Annotated in this window: 16 protein-coding genes and 1 tRNA gene; 9 read left to right on the forward strand and 8 right to left on the reverse strand. The window is 62.8% G+C overall.

Annotation, left to right across the window (positions count from 1 at the left end):
* Window positions 1-12 precede the first annotated feature (12 nt).
* The 4 genes from proB to rplU all read right to left on the reverse strand — a co-directional run bounded on the left by proB (window position 13) and on the right by rplU (window position 3,141).
* Entirely contained in the window at window positions 13-1,131 is a 1,119-nt protein-coding gene (gene proB / locus F759_RS0125160; RefSeq protein WP_027802303.1) for a glutamate 5-kinase, read from the reverse strand.
* A gap of 69 nt (window positions 1,132-1,200) precedes the next feature.
* Window positions 1,201-2,325 carry an Obg family GTPase CgtA gene (cgtA, locus tag F759_RS0125165; protein ID WP_027802304.1) on the reverse strand — a complete coding sequence of 375 codons (1,125 nt, stop codon included), beginning with the start codon at window positions 2,323-2,325 and terminating at the stop codon, window positions 1,201-1,203.
* A gap of 215 nt (window positions 2,326-2,540) precedes the next feature.
* Window positions 2,541-2,804 carry a 50S ribosomal protein L27 gene (rpmA, locus tag F759_RS0125170; RefSeq protein ID WP_027802305.1) on the reverse strand — a complete coding sequence of 88 codons (264 nt, stop codon included), beginning with the start codon at window positions 2,802-2,804 and terminating at the stop codon, window positions 2,541-2,543.
* A 25-nt stretch (window positions 2,805-2,829) separates the two neighbouring features.
* The gene (gene rplU / locus F759_RS0125175; RefSeq protein ID WP_007180329.1) at window positions 2,830-3,141 is read right to left on the reverse strand and encodes a 50S ribosomal protein L21; all 312 of its coding nucleotides are present in this window, start codon (window positions 3,139-3,141) and stop codon (window positions 2,830-2,832) included.
* Between the two features lie 250 nt (window positions 3,142-3,391).
* Between rplU and F759_RS0125180 the strand changes: the two genes are divergently transcribed.
* From F759_RS0125180 to yacG, 9 genes are all read left to right on the forward strand, one after another.
* Window positions 3,392-4,384: a polyprenyl synthetase family protein gene (locus F759_RS0125180; RefSeq protein ID WP_027802306.1), complete on the forward strand. Its 993-nt coding sequence runs from the start codon at window positions 3,392-3,394 to the stop codon at window positions 4,382-4,384.
* A gap of 48 nt (window positions 4,385-4,432) precedes the next feature.
* Window positions 4,433-4,509: transfer RNA gene (locus F759_RS0125185), tRNA-Pro, on the forward strand.
* A gap of 202 nt (window positions 4,510-4,711) precedes the next feature.
* Window positions 4,712-6,010 (forward strand): HlyC/CorC family transporter, encoded by a 1,299-nt coding sequence (locus F759_RS0125190; RefSeq protein WP_027802307.1) that lies wholly within the window; start codon window positions 4,712-4,714, stop codon window positions 6,008-6,010.
* Window positions 6,011-6,363: 353 nt separating this feature from the next.
* Complete coding sequence (locus F759_RS0125195) at window positions 6,364-7,662, forward strand: GspE/PulE family protein (protein WP_027802308.1); 1,299 nt, start codon at window positions 6,364-6,366, stop codon at window positions 7,660-7,662.
* Window positions 7,659-8,888, forward strand: a complete 1,230-nt coding sequence (locus F759_RS0125200; protein WP_027802309.1) for a type II secretion system F family protein — start codon at window positions 7,659-7,661, stop codon at window positions 8,886-8,888. Before F759_RS0125195 ends, F759_RS0125200 begins: the two co-directional genes overlap by 4 nt.
* Before the next feature lie 28 nt (window positions 8,889-8,916).
* Window positions 8,917-9,870: a prepilin peptidase gene (locus F759_RS0125205; RefSeq protein ID WP_027802310.1), complete on the forward strand. Its 954-nt coding sequence runs from the start codon at window positions 8,917-8,919 to the stop codon at window positions 9,868-9,870.
* A 2-nt stretch (window positions 9,871-9,872) separates the two neighbouring features.
* The gene (coaE, locus tag F759_RS0125210; protein ID WP_027802311.1) at window positions 9,873-10,475 is read left to right on the forward strand and encodes a dephospho-CoA kinase; all 603 of its coding nucleotides are present in this window, start codon (window positions 9,873-9,875) and stop codon (window positions 10,473-10,475) included.
* Between the two features lie 442 nt (window positions 10,476-10,917).
* On the forward strand, window positions 10,918-11,673 hold the full coding sequence (gene zapD / locus F759_RS0125215; RefSeq protein ID WP_027802312.1) for a cell division protein ZapD: 756 nt from the start codon (window positions 10,918-10,920) through the stop codon (window positions 11,671-11,673).
* A 125-nt stretch (window positions 11,674-11,798) separates the two neighbouring features.
* Window positions 11,799-11,996: a DNA gyrase inhibitor YacG gene (yacG, locus tag F759_RS41225; RefSeq protein ID WP_027802313.1), complete on the forward strand. Its 198-nt coding sequence runs from the start codon at window positions 11,799-11,801 to the stop codon at window positions 11,994-11,996.
* A 222-nt stretch (window positions 11,997-12,218) separates the two neighbouring features.
* Here yacG and mutT read toward each other — a convergent pair whose 3' ends face one another.
* The 4 genes from mutT to secA form a co-directional block, all read right to left on the reverse strand.
* Complete coding sequence (gene mutT / locus F759_RS0125225) at window positions 12,219-12,641, reverse strand: 8-oxo-dGTP diphosphatase MutT (protein ID WP_027802314.1); 423 nt, start codon at window positions 12,639-12,641, stop codon at window positions 12,219-12,221.
* Window positions 12,638-13,507 (reverse strand): ATP-binding protein, encoded by an 870-nt coding sequence (locus tag F759_RS0125230; RefSeq protein ID WP_027802315.1) that lies wholly within the window; start codon window positions 13,505-13,507, stop codon window positions 12,638-12,640. The genes mutT and F759_RS0125230 overlap by 4 nt, the downstream gene beginning before the upstream one ends.
* A 40-nt stretch (window positions 13,508-13,547) precedes the next feature.
* Window positions 13,548-14,789 (reverse strand): bifunctional glutamate N-acetyltransferase/amino-acid acetyltransferase ArgJ, encoded by a 1,242-nt coding sequence (gene argJ, locus F759_RS0125235; protein WP_027802316.1) that lies wholly within the window; start codon window positions 14,787-14,789, stop codon window positions 13,548-13,550.
* 163 nt (window positions 14,790-14,952) lie between these two features.
* Entirely contained in the window at window positions 14,953-17,763 is a 2,811-nt protein-coding gene (gene secA, locus F759_RS0125240) for a preprotein translocase subunit SecA (RefSeq protein ID WP_027802317.1), read from the reverse strand.
* Window positions 17,764-17,979: the final 216 nt, after the last annotated feature.

Genomic DNA, 17,979 nt, shown 5'->3' on the forward strand with positions numbered 1-17,979 from the left:
GCGGACGGCAAATCAAACCAGCACGAGATTATCGCGATGAATCAGCTCCGGCTCCAACATATAGCCCAGCACCGATTCAATCTCGCCGCTCGGACGCCGCTGGATCAACTTCGTTTCAGCACTGCTGTAGTTTGTGAGGCCGCGCGCCACTTCCCGACCGGCCGCGTTCAGGCAAGCGATCACCTCACCGCGAGCAAACGCTCCCTGCACGCCGACAATGCCGATAGGCAGCAAGCTCTTGCCGCCTGCTGTGAGCTTCTCGACGGCGCCGTCGTCGATCACGACATGCCCGCGCACCTGTAAGTGATCGGCCATCCACTGCTTACGCGCTGCCATGCGCGCCGTGCGCGCGATCAATTGCGTGCCGATCGCTTCGCCCGAGGCCAGCCGCGACAGCACGTCCGCTTCGCGCCCGCTCGCGATCACCGTGTTTGCTCCGCTATGCGCGGCGCGCTTGGCCGCGAGAATCTTGGTGAGCATGCCGCCGCGACCAAGGCTGGAACCGGCGCCGCCGGCCATCGCTTCGAGGTCCGGAGCGCCGGCATCCGCCTGCTGAACCAGCGTGGCGTTCGGGTCCTTCCGCGGATCGGCGGTAAAGAGCCCTTGCTGGTCGGTGAGAATAACCAGCGCGTCGCCTTCAATGAGGTTCGCGACCAGTGCGCCCAGCGTGTCGTTGTCGCCGAACTTGATTTCGTCGGTAACGACTGTGTCGTTCTCATTGATGATCGGCACCACGCCGAGCCGCAGCAGCGTCAGCAACGTGGAACGCGCATTCAGATAGCGCTCGCGGTCGGCAAGGTCGGCGTGAGTCAGCAGGATCTGCGCCGTCTGGATCGAATGCTCCGCAAAGCGGCTTTCGTAGACCTGCGCGAGTCCCATTTGCCCGACAGCCGCGGCCGCCTGCAGTTCGTCGATTTCGCGTGGACGCTTTGTCCAACCGAGCCGCTGCATTCCTTCCGCGATGGCGCCGGAACTTACCAGCACCACTTCCTTGCCTTGCGCGCGCAAAGCGGCAATCTGCGCAGCCCAGCGGCCGATCGCAGCATGATCGAGGCCGCGCCCGTCATTCGTGACGAGGCTCGAGCCGACTTTCACTACCAATCGCCGTGAATCTGCGATGACGGAACGCATTGTGCGCAGTCTCCCAAGATGACGCCTGACGCGCGCCGGTAAGCCGCCAAGGCCCGGCGCTCGAGTTGCTTAGCCCTGCGGATCGCCACTGGGCTCGCCGGCGGGGGCGGCCGATGCTTCCGGCTTTTCGCGAAAGCGCACGTCGGCGGCCAGATCTTCGGCTTCGGCCGCGCGCTGCGCTTCCGAATGGGCGGCGATGTAGTCGAACACCGCATAGCAGAGATTCTCGCAACCTTGACCGGTCAGCGCCGAGATTTCGAAAACCGGACCGTCCCAGCCAAAGCCCTCGATAAACGCCGAAACGCGCGCTTCACGCTCGTCCTCGGGCACCATATCGAGCTTGTTGAGGACGACCCAGCGCGGCTTTTCGTACAGCAGCTCGTCGTACTTGCGCAGTTCGTTGACGATCGCCTTGGCTTCCGCGACCGGATCCACCGCTTCGTCGAACGGCGCCAGATCGACGATGTGCAGCAGTAAGCCCGTGCGCTGCAGGTGCCGCAGGAACTGGTGGCCGAGCCCCGCGCCTTCTGCGGCGCCTTCGATCAGACCGGGGATGTCGGCGATCACGAAACTGCGGCTCGGTCCGACACGCACCACGCCGAGATTCGGCGCAAGCGTGGTGAACGGATAGTCGGCGATCTTCGGCTTGGCGTTCGACACCGAAGAGATAAACGTCGACTTGCCCGCGTTCGGCATGCCGAGCAGGCCGACGTCGGCCAGTACCTTCAGTTCGAGGCGCACCATGCGACGCTCGCCCGGCTTGCCGTCGGTTTTCTGGCGCGGCGCGCGGTTGGTGCTGGATTTGAAATGCAGGTTACCGAGACCGCCCGCGCCGCCCTGCGCGATCTGCACGCTCTGGTTGTGCTCGGTCAGATCGGCGATCAGTTCGCCGGTTTCCATGTCGGTAATAGTGGTGCCAACCGGCATACGCAGCGTGATGTCGTCGCCGCCCTTGCCGTAGCAGTCCGCGCCACGGCCGTTCTCGCCGTTTCGCGCCATATGTTTCTTTGCGTAGCGGTAGTCGATCAGCGTGTTGATGTTGCGGTCTGCTACCGCAATCACGCTGCCGCCCCGTCCGCCGTCGCCGCCATCGGGGCCGCCGAACGGAACGAACTTCTCGCGGCGCATCGACGCGCTGCCATCCCCTCCGTCGCCGGCGATGACTTCAATCCTCGCTTCGTCAATGAACTTCATGCGTAACTCCGTCCCGTGGTGTACTGCCAGATGGTGCTGCTGGATACTGCTGAGTGCTTCTATTTTGCCGCGCTCGCCGCGAGGTGATCAATCGACCGAACGGCATAGGCCAAGGCCGGGAGTTCCAGCGCCAATGGCCGCCTCGCGGCAATAAAAAAAGCCCCGCTAACTTCGCGGGGCCTTTTTCCGGTCCTGAAGCCCGTGCCTGAGTAAACTCAGACTGCTGCCGGGATCACGTTGACCATGTGCTTCTTCGCGGCGCCTTTCGTCGAGAAATTGACGTGGCCGTCCGTCAGTGCGAACAAGGTGTGATCCTTGCCGATACCAACGTTTTCGCCCGGGTGCATACGCGTACCGCGTTGACGCACGATGATGCCGCCAGCGTTGATAGCCTGGCCGCCGTAAACCTTCACGCCGAGACGCTTCGATTCAGAGTCGCGGCCGTTGCGGGATGATCCGCCTGCCTTTTTGTGTGCCATTTGATTTGCTCCTTAACCGGTGCGCTTACGCGTTGATCGCGTCGATGCGCAGTTCGGTATAGTTCTGGCGGTGGCCGCCATGCTTCTGGTAGTGCTTCCGGCGACGCATCTTGAAGATGGTCACTTTTGCGTGACGACCTTGCGACACGACGGTAGCCTTGACGGAAGCCCCACTGACCAGCGGCGTACCGAACTTAATCGATTCGCCTTCGCCCACTGCGAGAACCTGGTCGAGCGTGATTTCAGCGTCAATGTCTGCCGGTATCTGTTCTACTTTAAGTTTTTCGCCGACGGCAACTTTATACTGCTTGCCACCGGTTTTTATGACCGCGTACATTGAAAACCTCACTCTGTGTTCATTCGTTTTTCATTTTCCCCACGCACCGCGCGCGGAAACCCGTGATTATACATAGAGTTAGCTGCTCGGTCAAAACTGATTGAGAGCGGCCCCGCGTTCCGGCCGGGTAACGCGCAGCCGGATGCCGGACGCCGCCCCGCGGCGTCCACGAGCGCGCCGCGCGGCAGTCCGCGACCCGGAACAACCGCGATTCGCCTTATAATTCGCGGCACTACCCAACTCAGCCATCATGTCGTCGACTGCCATTCCCTCCTCCAACGCCGCCAGCCTGCTCGCTCCGATCGCCGAAGACATGCAGCAGGTGAATCGCGTCATCCGGCACCGTCTTGCGTCCGAGGTGATGCTGATCAACCAGATTTCCGAGTACATCATCAGCGCCGGCGGCAAGCGGCTGCGGCCCGCGCTGCTGCTGCTGGTGGCTGGCGCGCTCGGAGAAACCACGGGGCATCGGCATGAACTGGCGGCAGTCGTCGAATTCATCCACACCGCCACGCTGCTGCACGACGACGTGGTCGACGAATCCGATCTGCGGCGCGGCCGCCAGACCGCCAACGCGCTGTTCGGCAACGCGGCGAGCGTGCTGGTCGGCGATTTTCTCTATTCGCGCTCGTTCCAGATGATGGTCGGCGTCGGCAAGATGCGGGTCATGGAGATCCTGTCGGAAGCGACCAACATCATTTCCGAAGGTGAAGTGCTGCAACTGCTGAACATGCACGACGCGGATGTGGACGAAGCCCGCTACATGCAGGTGATCCGCTACAAGACGGCCAAGCTTTTCGAGGCAGCGGCGCAACTGGGCGCAGTGCTGGCCGGCGCGGATGCCAGAATCGAGGCAGCGGCAGCGGAATTTGGCCGGCGCATCGGCACCGCTTTCCAGATCATGGACGACTGGCTCGACTACACGGGCACGGCCGAATCGATGGGTAAAAATGCCGGTGACGATCTGCGCGAAGGCAAGCCTACGCTGCCGCTTATTTACCTGATAGAGCGCGGCACGCGCGAGCAGTCGGCTCTCGCCCGCGAGGCCATCGAACAAGGCGGCACCGACCGTTTCGACACCATCTTCGAGGCGATCACGCGTTCCGGCGCGCTGGATCACACGCTCGAATGCGCGAAACAGGAAGCACAGGCGGCCGCAGCCGCAATTTCTTCGTTCCCGGATTCCATTTACAAAGAAAGCCTGATAGAATTATGTTCTTACTCGACGGCGAGACAGTCTTAAACGAGACCCGGACGCCAGCTTAGTCTTAATCGAGTCCGCAGTACACATCGGGGTGTAGCTTAGCCTGGTAGAGCGCTACGTTCGGGACGTAGAGGCCGGAGGTTCGAATCCTCTCACCCCGACCAGATTTTCCTTGTTAGTTCAAGGCTAGAAAAACCGCCCAGCTTGCTCGGCGGTTTTTTGTTTTTTCGGCCGAATTTTCCGTAAGGCTGCGCGTCAAGCTCGAACCTCAAGCATGGGCGCCCGCTGCCGGCATCCCCACAGGCGGATGGCGCAAGCCCCTCTGCTATATTCTCTCCATCCTTTCCCCTCTCTTCTTCACGACGCGTGGAACAACTTCCCTTATGGGCGCAGATTGGCGCCGTCTTCCTGCTGCTTATCTGCTCGAGCTTCTTCTCGATTTCCGAAACGGCGATGATGGCGCTCAACCGCCATCGCCTGAAGCACCTTGCCAGCAAGAATGCGCTGGGCGCGAAGACCACTCAGGGTCTATTGGCGCACACCGACCAGCTGCTGAGCGTCGTGCTGATCGGCAACAATTTGTTCAACACCATCATTCCGGTGTTGACCACTTCAATTGCATTGCACACGTTCGGCCGTAACAACATGGTGCTGTCGATTGCGACGGGTATCGTCGCATTCCTGATCATTGTTTTTGCCGAAATCACGCCGAAGATTGTCGGCGCGACTTTTCCCGAGAAGATCGCACTGCCCGCCAGCCTGCTGATCGCGCCGATGATGCGGGTCGCCAAACCGCTCGTCTGGTTCGTCAATCTGTTCGCCACTGGCATCTTGCGGATCCTGCATATCAACACACAAGGCGCGCGCGATCAGCGCCTCTCCACCGAAGAACTGCGCACCATCGTGCTCGAGTCCGGCAGCTTCATGCCGACCAAACACCGCAGCATTCTGCTGAATCTGTTCGACCTCGAAAACATCTCCGTGGACGACGTGATGATTCCGCGCCGCCGCATCGAGGCGCTCGACTTCGACGCACCGTTCGAACAGATTCTGCATCAACTCGAAACCTGCTATCACAACAAGCTGATCGTCTATCAGGGCGATATCGACCGCGTGCTCGGCGTGCTGCACGTTCGCAAGACACTCGCGGCTCTGCACAACCAGGAACTGGAGCGCGAGACGCTGCGCGAACTGCTCACCGAGCCGTACTTCGTGCCGACCGGCACGCCGGTGTTCCAGCAATTGCAGTACTTTCAGGAGAGCCGTCACCGGATTGCACTCGTCGTCAATGAATACGGCGAGCTGCAAGGGCTCGTTACGCCGGAAGACATCATCGAGGAACTGATCGGCGAATTCACCACGTCGATCCCGCGTGGCGCCAATTCGCGCGGCGGCTGGAACGAACTCGGCGAATGCATCGTCGCGGGGAGCATGCCGCTGCGCGAGTTAAACCGCTGGCTGCAACTCGCGCTCCCTACGGACGGGCCGAAAACGCTCAACGGCCTCATTCTCGAAATTCTCGAAGACATTCCCGATGGCGACGTGTGCGTGCAAATCGGCGACGTGAAGCTCGAAGTCATGCGCAGTGACGACCAGGCGATCCGCACTGTCAAGCTGTTCAGGCCACCGGTGCGCGTGAAGGGCGGCAAGGCGTTGCTTGGTTAGTTGCCGACCGGGGAGAGTCGAGCAGCCGTCAAGTCGCGCGCTAGTGGCGGGTTGGGTCTGACGGTGGTCTTCCCGGTGGTTTTGCCATTGGTCCGTCGGTGCTCGCCAGTTAGTCGCCGCTCGCTCACCGCTTGCTCGCCAGTTAGTCCCGGCCATTGCCCGCTCAGTCCCCCATCAGCCGCGCAATTTACCCTTCACTGCGGTGCGCCGTGCGCCGTACACCGTGCGCCGTACACCAGCATCCCACAACCCCACCCCGCCCGCCATTAGCCGAATGGCCGAATAGCGCCGCCGCCCGCCTTGCTCGAAGATGAACCCGTCGTGTTCTACAGGCGGCTCATCGCCGGCTCTTCATGCAAGCTTCTTTTCAACGTGCGGCCTTGCTGCGGCCGCTGCCGGCCGGCAGCGAAAGCGCCTCCCGCAATAAGCCAAGCGCGTTCACCGGCGAAACCGACGACGGCGCGGCAACGCTCAACGATCCCGACAACGCCCCCGCCGTGCGTCTTCTGACTGACACTTTGCGGGAAGCAACACGCCGCAACGCGTCCGACGTGCACATCGAGCCGGGGGAAAACGGCTGGCGCCTGCGCCTGCGCATCGACGGCGTGCTGCATGAAATGGCGACGCCTCCCGCCCATCTGCGCGACGCGTTCATTACGCGTGTGAAGGTTCTGGCGCGTATGGACATCGCCGAGCGGCGCGTCCCACAGGACGGCCGACTGCGGATCGCCACGTCGCCAGGACGGCTCGAGGACTATCGCGTCAACTCCCTGCCCACGCTGTTCGGAGAAAAGCTCGTATTGCGCAGGCTCGACGCGCTGCCAACAGATCTGTCGCTCGACTTGCTCGGACTCGATGCAGCGCAGCGCGATGCCGTCGATGCCGCGATTCGCGCACCGCATGGTCTCGTGCTCGTCACGGGCCCGACAGGCAGCGGCAAGACCCTGTCGTTGTACTGCTTCCTGAATCTTCTCAATAGCGAGGCGCGCAATCTCTGTTCCGTCGAAGATCCGGCGGAAATCCAGTTGGCCGGCATTAATCAGGTCAGCGTGCGTGAAAAGGCCGGGCTGACTTTCGCCGTCGCGTTGCGCGCTTTTCTGCGCCAGGACCCGGACGTCATCATGGTCGGCGAAATACGCGACGAGGAAACCGCCGACGTCGCCGTGAAGGCCGCACAAACCGGCCACCTGGTGCTGTCGACGTTGCACACGAACGACGCGCCAGCCGCTGTTGCGCGTTTGATCGACATCGGCGTGGCGCCGTACAACCTCGCGGCCGCGCTGCGCATGGTGACGGCGCAGCGGCTGGTGCGCCGCCTTTGCGCGGCGTGCCGGTCGCCCGCGCCGCACTCTGCGGCTGCGCTTCGCGCCGCGGGCTTCGTCGAGGACCAGATCCGCGGTTGGCATCCCTATGCTGCGACGGGCTGCGCGGCTTGCCACGGCATCGGCTATCGCGGCCGCGTCGGCGTCCATCAGGTCATGCCGGTGTCCGATGCGATGCGTGAGCTCATCGTCGCGCGCGCGGGTACGCACGAACTCGCCCGGCAGGCTCGCAGCGAACGCGTCGGCACGTTGCGCGACGCCGCGTTGGCTCTCGTGCGCGACGGCACGACGAGTCTCGCCGAAGCACTCGCCGCCACCGAGCTCGCATGAGTACTCCCACGACACATCGCCCGGCGTCAACCGATACGCGCTTCCGGTGGCACGGTGTCGATGCCGACGGCAACCGCAAAGCGGGCTCGCTGATCGCGCCGGATGCGGGCGCCGCTCGCGCGCTGCTCAAACGCGGCAACCTGTTCGTGGTCGACTTGAAGGCCCAAGGGCCAGCGCCTCGTCCAAAAACGAATGCCGCCGACGTCACGTTGTTCACGCGCCAGCTCGCCAGCCTGCTGCGCGCCGGCTTGCCGCTCGCCCCCGCGCTGGAACTGCTGGCCCAGGCGCAAAGTTCGCGCCGTCCGGGCATGCCGCGGATCGTCGGCGCACTGGCGCGCGACATCACGGCGGGCCTGCGGTTTTCGGCCGCATTGCAGCGGTATCCGGTGCAGTTCAACGCGCTGTATTGTCAACTCGTCGAAGTCGGCGAGGCCGCTGGCGCTCTGTCCGCCGTTCTCGCGCGAATCGCGGACGACCGCGAACGCGCCGCCGCGCAGCGGGCCAAAGTGCGCGCGGCATTGACCTATCCAGTCGCGATTCTGCTGCTCGCTCTGACAATTACCGCCGCCTTGCTCGTCTGGGTGGTGCCGACCTTCAAGCAGATTTTCGACGGCTTTGGCGCCCGTTTGCCCGCGCCAACGCAGTTTGTATTGGCGCTGTCGTCCGGTGCCGCGCAATGGAGCATCCCGGCCATCGCGGGCCTATTTTTGGCCTGTTCCGCAGTGACGTTTCTCCTGCGACGTTCCGAAGCGGCGCGCATCCGCTTCGCGCGTTTATCGCTGACAATGCCGGTCGCCGGTCCGTTGTTCGCCACGCTTTGCGCCGCACGCTGGAGCCGCGCGCTCGGCACCTTGCTGTCGGCCGGCACGCCGCTCGCCGATGCATTCGATTCGCTGACTCACGCCACGGGCAACGCTTTTTTCGACCACGCGACTGTGGACATCGCGGCGCGGTTGCGGCGCGGCGAACGGCTCGCTGCGGCGATGCGCGCGGCGCGCTGCTTCCCGCCCGAGGTCGTGCAACCGGTCGCCGTTGCGGAGGAGTCCGGAGCACTCGACACCATGCTTCTCGACGTGGCATCGCTGGCCGACCGTCAGGTAGACGAAAAGATCGGCACGCTGTCGAGCCTGTGCGAACCGCTCGTCATCGTGGTGCTGGGGGCGCTGGTCGGCGGGCTTGTCATCGCGATGTATCTTCCCATTATTCAACTCGGCAACGTGGTGTAGCATCGCAGCCGAATCTATCGTTTCATCCATGCAGGCAACTCATTCACTCGTGCCAGAAACCTCTTCCAGCCTGCTTTCGGCCCCGTTTTCGAACCTGCTGTCTGGTCATTTCGCAGCCGCTCTCGGTCAGGCATTTGGTAGCTTGCCCTCCGCGTTGCAGTTCGCTTTGGCGATCATATTTGGCCTCGTGATCGGCAGCTTCCTGAACGTCGTCGTGCATAGGGTGCCGGTCATGCTCGAACGGGCATGGCGCCTTGAAGTCAGCGAGGTCACTGACGAACCTCTCGAACAGGACGGTCTGCCGGCGCGCTACAACCTGTGGGTGCCGCGCAGCGCATGTCCTCATTGCGGGCATGTGCTGCACGCGTGGGAGAACCTGCCGGTGCTCAGCTACGTCCTGCTGCGTGGTCGCTGTTCCGCATGCAAAGCCCGGGTGAGCCTGCGCTATCCGCTGCTCGAAATCGCCAGCGCAGGGCTCGCAGCGGGCGCGCTGGCGATATTCGGCCCGACGCTCGCCGCGCTCGCCGCGTTCGGACTGTGCGCGGCCCTGCTAGCAATGAGCGCCATCGACATCGACACCCATCTGCTGCCGGACTCGATGACGTTGCCGCTCCTGTGGGCGGGCATCATCGTCAATTTCAACGGCATGTTCGCGAGTCTTCAGGACGCCGTGCTCGGCGCTATCTTCGGCTATCTGGTGCTATGGGCCGTGCATTGGCTCTTCCGGCTCGTGCGAGGTATCGACGGCATGGGTTACGGCGACTTTAAACTCCTCGCGGCGCTCGGCGCCTGGCTCGGCTGGGCGGCGCTTCCTCAGATCGTGCTGGTTGCCGCCGTGGCGGGCGCGGTCGTCGGTCTCGCGGCGACCTGGCGTGGCCGCATGCGGTTCGGAGAGCCACTGCCCTTCGGGCCGTTTCTTGCTGCGGGCGGCGTCCTCACACTGTTTTTCGGCACACCGCTTTACCTGGCTCTCGGAGGCTGAGCATGTTCGTTGTGGGACTCACCGGCGGCATCGGCAGCGGCAAATCGACGGTTGCCGACCTGTTCGCGGCGCGTGACGTGCCGCTCGTCGACACCGATCTGATCGCGCATCGCATCACCGCGCCGCACGGCATCGCAATGCCGCAGATCGCCGCCGAGTTCGGCAATGCGTTCGTGGCCACGGACGGCTCGCTGGACCGTGCACGTATGCGCTCGCTCGTCTTCAGCGACGATGCGGCGCGCAAGCGGCTAGAGAACATCACGCATCCGTTGATTCGCGCGGAAACGGAACGCGAGCAACACGAGGCCACAGGGCCTTATGTGATCGTTGTGGTCCCGCTGCTGGTCGAGTCGGGTACCTGGAAAAACCGCGTGAATCGCGTACTCGCCGTGGATTGCAGCGTGGAGACGCAAATCTCGCGCGTGATGAACCGCAATGGTTTCAGCCGCGAACAGGTGCTTGCGATCATCGCGCGCCAGGCCACGCGCGAAGCGCGGCTCGCCGCCGCGGATGACGTGATCGTCAACGACAACGCGCCGCTTGATGCGCTGGTCGCGCAGGTCGATGCACAGCATCGCGCGTATCTGTCGCTTGCGCGCGCGTGATGCGGCCTGTGATGCGGCGTGTCACCGGCGTGCGATGCGCGTTTGGAGTGAGCGGCAGAGTGGGCGCATGAAGTGGGCGTGTGAAGAGAGAGAGCGTGTCACGCAGGCGTATGAAGCGGGTATGTGAGGCGGCATATGAAGCGCGCCTCTCAAGCAGGGGGCGAAGCCGGGCTTAAGCAACACACATAAAAGCGACGCCAAAAACGCACGCCCCGCACTCGATAAGAAACAGCCCGCTCGTGCCCTATGTCACCGTATGCCACCTATTGGCGCGAATCGTTGAACTTTGACGCTCCGTATATGCCGAAGTAGCCGAAAACCGCGAGAAACGTGCGGAAAAATGTGCTGAAACGCGTGCGAAAAGCGCGCGATTGCTAGGGTAGTCCCACGGCATTAGAATGTCCTGCATTCCCGTCACCGACCACGCCCGAGGCGAGCCCGCTTGATCCTTTACGAGTACCCCTTCAACGAGCGAATCCGGACGCTATTGCGCCTCGAAGATCTGTTCGAGCGCTTCACGTTCTTTCTGACGCAGCAAGACGCCAGGGAACACCATGTCGCACTGACCACGCTGTTCGAAATCTCAGAGGTCGCGGGTCGCGCCGATCTCAAGTCCGATCTGATGAAGGAACTCGAACGCCAGCGGCAAACGCTCGCGCCCTTTCGCGGCAATCCGGGAATCGAGCAGAACGCGCTGGAAACCGTGCTGGGAGAAATCGAGCAGACGTTGGCGGGGCTTTCGCAGATGCAGGGCAAGACCGGCCAGCATCTTGCAGAGAACGAATGGCTTGCAAGCATCCGAAGCCGGGCGATTATTCCGGGCGGCACCTGCAAATTCGACCTGCCGTCCTACTATGCGTGGCAGCAGTTGCACCCCGATCAGCGTCGTCAGGACATCGCCAAGTGGGTCACGCCGTTGCTGCCGCTGCGCGACGCGGCCACCATCGTGCTGAGGCTCGCGCGCGAGTCCGGCCAGGCATCGAAGGTCATGGCAATGGCGGGCAGCTATCAGCAAATGCTCTCGGGCCGCTCGTATCAATTGATGCAGGTGCGCGTGGCACCTGAATTGCGCGTGATTCCCGAGGCCAGCGCCAACAAGTACATGCTGTGGGTGCGCTTCACAGTGCAGGACGGCGATTTGCGTCCGCGCGCGGTGGATGTCGACGTGCCCTTTCAGTTGACGCTTTGCAGCCTGTAAGCAGGCCCGTCGCAATTCTCCATAGACTCGAATAGAGCGGTCGGCCCGCTCGGCCGCGCCTTTGAAGCGGCGACAAATGCCCCTATATTCGTTACTTGTTCGACTTGCACTGACTGCCTGACCGTATGCCTACCGTCGTCAAATGCCCTACTTGCGGAAAGGACGTCCGCTGGACACCTGAAAACCGCTTTCGCCCATTTTGCTCGGACCGCTGCAAGCAGATCGATCTCGGCGCCTGGGCCGCCGAGAAGTACAAGATCGGCGGGACCGATCAGGAAGCGCCGTCGGACGAGACGCCTGACGGGGATTACAACCCGCATTGAGCAGCAGCCAGGGCGCGCAGTCCGGATGGCCGGCGCTGTTGCCGCTGTGCGGACCACGAAGGCCCCACGGCTACAACCCGCTCAGCGGCGATGAGCAAGCGAAACAGCGCCCACTGCGGCGGACCAACCGTCAGCCATAGGTTCCATAAGACCGGCGTGCGCCCGCGCTGCTAAACTGTGTTGAGCCGCTTAAGCCGTGCCGCAACGGTGGCTTCGTAGTTGTCAGCACTTCTCCGCCGCGAGCCACTCCAGGACCGGCATGGTCGCCGGCAACAGCGGCGAAACGTCGGCAGGCAGCGCCTGCCACACGAACGCCTGGCCTTCGCGGCCGTGCGGCTCGCCCTTCCACTGCGTCACCTTGCAGAAAAAGAGCCGCACGTACGCGTGCGGATAATCGTGTTCGAGCGTATGCCAGAGGTGGCATGCCTGAACTTCGATACCCAGTTCTTCGTGCAACTCGCGGGCAAGCGCCGCCTCGACGGATTCGCCCGCTTCCAGCTTGCCGCCCGGAAACTCCCAGTAGCCCTCGTACGGCTTGCCCGCCGGACGCTGCGCGAGCAGATAGCGCCCATCCGGCTGCACCAGCACCCCGACAGCGACTTCCGTCACCGGACGGCCTACGTCGTTCTTCGGTGCCTCGCTCATGCCTGAGATTTCCGGCCGGACCAGTCGCGCGCGAACTGCCATGCAACGCGCCCGGAGCGCGACCCGCGCTCGAGCGCCCACACCAGCGCATCGCCGCGCGCGGCTTCGACTTCCGCGTCGTTGCAGCCGAAATGCCGCAGCCAGTGGCCGATGATCGACAAGTAGTCGTCCTGCTTGAATGGATAGAAGCTGACCCACAACCCGAAACGTTCTGACAGCGAGATCTTTTCTTCGACGAGCTCGCCGGGGTGAATCTCACCGTCTGACGTGTGCTTGTACGTCTCGTTGTCGCTCATGTACTCGGGCAGCAGATGACGACGGTTCGACGTCGCATAAATGAGCACGTTGTCCGATTGCGCGGCGACCGAGCCGTCGAGCGCCACTTTGAGCGCCTTGTAGCCCGACTCGCCGTCTTCGAACGAGAGGTCGTCGCAGAACACCACGAAGCGTTCAGGCCGCTTCGCGATCAGATCGACGATATCGCCGAGATCGTGCAGATCATCTTTGTCCACCTCGATCAGGCGCAGGCCGTCTTTTGCGTACGCGTTCAGGCACGCCTTGATCAGCGACGACTTGCCGGTGCCGCGCGCGCCCGTCAGCAGCACGTTATTGGCCGGCAGCTTGTGCACGAATTGGCGCGTGTTCTGTTCGATCAGCGCTTTCTGACGATCGATGTTTTGCAGATCGTCGAGCGTGATGTCTGAAATCGCCGGCACTGGCTGCAGATAGCCGCGCCCCTGCCGCTTGCGCCAGCGAAAAGCGACCGCCGCCGACCAGTCGATCTCAGGCGCGGCGGGCGGAAGCATCGCTTCGAGGCGGACGAGCACGGCTTCGGCCCGTGTCAGAAACTGTTCGAGTTTGTCCATAACAATGAATGAGCGGCCAGAGGCCGCATGATGAGCCCGGTTACGAGCGGTAGTCGGCGTTGATGCTCACGTAGTCGTGCGACAGATCGCAAGTCCAGATCGTGGCTTGCGCATTGCCGCGGCCGAGCACGACGCGAATGCCGATCTCGCTCTTTTTCATGACGCGCTGGCCGTCTTCTTCACGGTACGCCGGATTGCGGCCGCCTGCAGTCGCGACCAGCACGTCGTCCAGATACAGATCGATCTTGCCGACCTCGAGATCGTCGATGCCGGCATAACCGATCGCCGCCAGAATGCGGCCGAGGTTCGGGTCCGATGCATAGAAGGCCGTCTTGACGAGCGGCGAATGGCCGATTGCATATGCGATCTGGCGGCATTCGCCGACGCTCGAACCGCCTTCTACGTGCACCGTTATGAATTTCGTCGCACCTTCCCCGTCGCGCACAATCAGTTGCGCGAGCGTTTGCGCGACTTCGGTCACCGCGTCGCGCAACGCTGCGTAAGCGGGTGAACCGGTGGACGTGATGGTCGGCAGGCTCGATTTGCCCGACGCAATGAGGATGAACGAATCGTTGGTGGACGTATCGCCGTCGATCGTGATGCAGTTGAACGAACGGTCCGCCACGTGTTTGATCAGCGCGTCGAGTACCGGCTGCGCGAGAGCCGCGTCGAACGCCAGGAAGCCTAGCATGGTCGCCATGTTCGGCTTGATCATGCCGGCGCCCTTGCTGATGCCGGTCAGCGTGACCGTATGGCCCTCGATCGTGACCTGGCGCGAGGTCGCCTTCGGCAACGTATCGGTGGTCATGATCGCCTGGGCGGCGTCGTACCAGTTCGCTTCGTTGCGGTTCGCGAGCGCGGCAGGCAAGCCAGCCTTCAGGCGATCCACCGGCAACGGTTCCAGGATCACCCCCGTCGAAAACGGCAGCACCTGTTCGGGGGCGATGTCCGCGAGACGCGCGAGTTCCACGCAAGTTTCACGCGCCGCCACGAGGCCCGGTTCGCCCGTGCCCGCGTTCGCATTTCCGGTGTTGATCACGAGCGCACGAATCGGCTTGCCGCCTGCGCGCACGCGCTCCAGGTTCTCGCGGCACACGGTGACCGGCGCCGCGCAAAAGCGGTTCTGCGTGAAGACGCCGCCTACTGTCGCGCCTTCATCGACGGAAATGACCAGCACGTCCTTGCGGTTGGGCTTACGAATGTTCGCCTCCGCCCAACCGAGCGTGACGCCGGCGACGGGATGCAGTTGAGCGGGATCGATCGAGGGGAAATTGACAGCCATTGGTCGCGACCTGTCGAAGAAAATGCCGGCGAGCGCCGGCATTGAGGAAACGGAACTGGTAGCTCGGCCAGATGCCGGACCACCGCGAATCAGCAACAAAACACGGTGAAAAAAAGACCGCGCCAAGCGATGCGGCGCGCTCGGTGGCGCGCCGCCCAGGACATTATGCGATCTTGCCGTGGCACTGCTTGTACTTCTTGCCGCTGCCGCACGGACACGGATCGTTGCGGCCGACCTTCGGCACGTTGTCCGACCCGGCATGCGACACCGCTTGCGACGATGAAGCGTGGCTCATTGCGTCGCCGATCATTGCGGCGGTAGCAGCTTCCGCTGCAGCAGGCGCGGCAGCTGAGGCTTCCGCGAATTCGGCGTGACGGAACTCGACGTTTTCCAGGTGGCCGCCCTGCTCTTCCATCTGTTCGGCCGCCTGTTCCAACTGCTCCGGCGACTGAATCTGCACGTTCATCACCATGCGGGTAACTTCGAGCTTTACCGAATCGAGCATGGCGGCGAACAGTTCGAACGCCTCGCGCTTGTATTCCTGCTTCGGATTCTTCTGCGCATAGCCGCGCAGATGGATGCCCTGACGCAGATGATCGAGCGCGGCCAGATGTTCGCGCCAGCTGCGATCGAGCGTTTGCAGCATGATCGAGCGTTCGAATGCGCTAAACGATTCGCGGCCAACCAGTTCGACCTTCGCCTCGTACGCTTCGTCCGCGGCGGCTTGCACCGCTTCCAGAATCTCGTCGGAGGCGATCGAGTTCGACTCGTTGATCATTTCCTGGATCGCGAGGTCGAGCTGCCATTCGTTGCGCAGCACTTCCTCGAGCTCCGGCACGTCCCACTGTTCTTCGATACTGCCCGCCGGCACGAACTGGTGAACGATATCGGCAATCACGCCATGACGCATTGCGCCAATGGTTTCGGTGATGTCGTTCGCCTCGAGCAGTTCGTTGCGCTGCTGATAGATCACCTTGCGCTGATCGTTTGAGACGTCATCGTATTCGAGCAGTTGCTTACGAATATCGAAGTTGCGCGCCTCGACCTTGCGCTGCGCCGATTCGATGGAACGCGAGACGATGCCCGCTTCGATCGCCTCGCCTTCCGGCATCTTCAGGCGATCCATGATTGCGCGCACGCGGTCGCCCGCAAAAATGCGCAGCAGCGGATCTTCCAGCGACAGATAGAAGCGCGACGAACCGGGGTCGCCCTGACGGCCCGCACGGCCGCGCAACTGATTGTCGATACGGCGCGATTCGTGGCGCTCGGTGCCGATGATGTGCAGACCGCCCGCGGCCTTCACCTGATCGTGCAGCGTCTGCCACTCGTCGTGCAGCTTCTGGATACGGCGCTGCTTCTCGTCGTCAGGAATCGTTTCGTCCTGCTCGATGAACGACGCCTGCTTTTCCGCGTTGCCGCCGAGCACGATGTCGGTGCCGCGGCCGGCCATGTTGGTGGCGATCGTGATGCGCTTCGGACGCCCCGCTTCCGCGACGATCTCCGCTTCACGCGCGTGCTGCTTCGCGTTCAGCACCTCGTGCGGCAAACCGGCCTGCTTCAGCAGATGCGAAAGCAGTTCCGAGTTTTCGATCGAAGTCGTACCGACCAGCACCGGCTGACCGCGCTCATAGCAATCGCGGATGTCGCGGATCACCGCGTCGTAGCGTTCTTTCGCCGTCTTGTAGATCTGATCCTGCTTGTCGATCCGCTTGGGCGGACGGTTGGTCGGGATCACCACTGTTTCGAGACCGTAGATCTCGTTGAATTCGTACGCTTCGGTGTCGGCCGTGCCGGTCATGCCGGCCAGCTTCGCGTACATGCGGAAGTAGTTCTGGAACGTGATCGAAGCGAGCGTCTGGTTCTCGCTCTGAATCTTCACGTGCTCCTTCGCCTCGACAGCCTGGTGCAAGCCGTCGGACCAGCGGCGGCCGGCCATCAGACGGCCGGTGAATTCGTCGACGATGATCACTTCGCCGTTCTGCACCACGTAGTGCTGATCTTTGTGGAACAGCGTGTGCGCGCGCAACGCGGCGTACACATGGTGCATCAGCGTGATGTTCTGCGGCGCGTACAGGCTTTCACCGTCGCCGATCAGGCCCCACTCGGCGAGCAGGCGCTCCGCCTTTTCGTGGCCCGATTCCGTCAGGAACACCTGGCGGCCCTTTTCGTCGAGCGTGTAGTCGCCCGGCTTTTCGACGCCGGTGCCGTCCGCTTTCTCTTCGCCGATCTGGCGCTCGAGCAGCGGCGGCAGCGCGTTCATGCGCACGTATAGTTCGGTGTGATCTTCGGCTTGGCCCGAGATGATCAGCGGCGTACGGGCTTCGTCGATCAGGATCGAGTCCACCTCGTCGACCACCGCGAAGTTCAGCGCCCGCTGCACGCGCGCTTCCGGCTCGTACACCATGTTGTCGCGCAGGTAGTCGAAGCCGAATTCGTTGTTCGTGCCGTACGTGATGTCGGCGGCGTACGCTTCCTGTTTCGCAGCGTGATCCATCTGCGACAGATTGATGCCGACGGACATGCCGAGGAAGTTGTAGAGACGCGCCATCCACTCGGCGTCGCGCTGCGCGAGGTAGTCGTTGACCGTGACTACGTGAACGCCGCGGCCCGACAGCGCGTTCAGATACACCGGCAGCGTAGCGACGAGCGTCTTGCCCTCGCCGGTGCGCATTTCGCCGATCTTGCCGTAGTGCAGGACCATGCCGCCGATCAGCTGCACGTCGAAGTGGCGCATTTTCAGCACCCGCTTGCTCGCCTCGCGACACACCGCGAAGGCTTCCGGCAGCAGCTTGTCTAGCGACTCGCCGCCCGCGACGCGCTGGCGGAACTCATCCGTTTTCGCGCGCAGTTGATCGTCCGTCAATTGCTCGATCTGCGGTTCGAGCGCATTGATCGCCGTGACGGTCTTTTGATATTGCTTGACTAGCCGCTGGTTGCGGCTGCCAAAAATCTTCTGTAGAAAACCGGTGGTCATCGGATCGGTGTCTGCGTCGCGGCTTCGGCTGGGGCGCGGCGTGCGGTTCACGCACGCGCGCTCCGGGGTCGGAATGGCCTCGGCGGCTTAGTCCAAGAGTGAATTCGAATCGGGCATTTTAGCACGCGCCCCCGCCCGCGCCTGTGTCGGTGGCGCGACGCCGATCGGGCAGCAAAGCCCGCCGCGTCAAGCTTCGACGGTGTGCATGCGGTTGGG

It is taken from the genome of Paraburkholderia dilworthii (assembly GCF_000472525.1).
GTDB classification, from domain to species: domain Bacteria; phylum Pseudomonadota; class Gammaproteobacteria; order Burkholderiales; family Burkholderiaceae; genus Paraburkholderia; species Paraburkholderia dilworthii.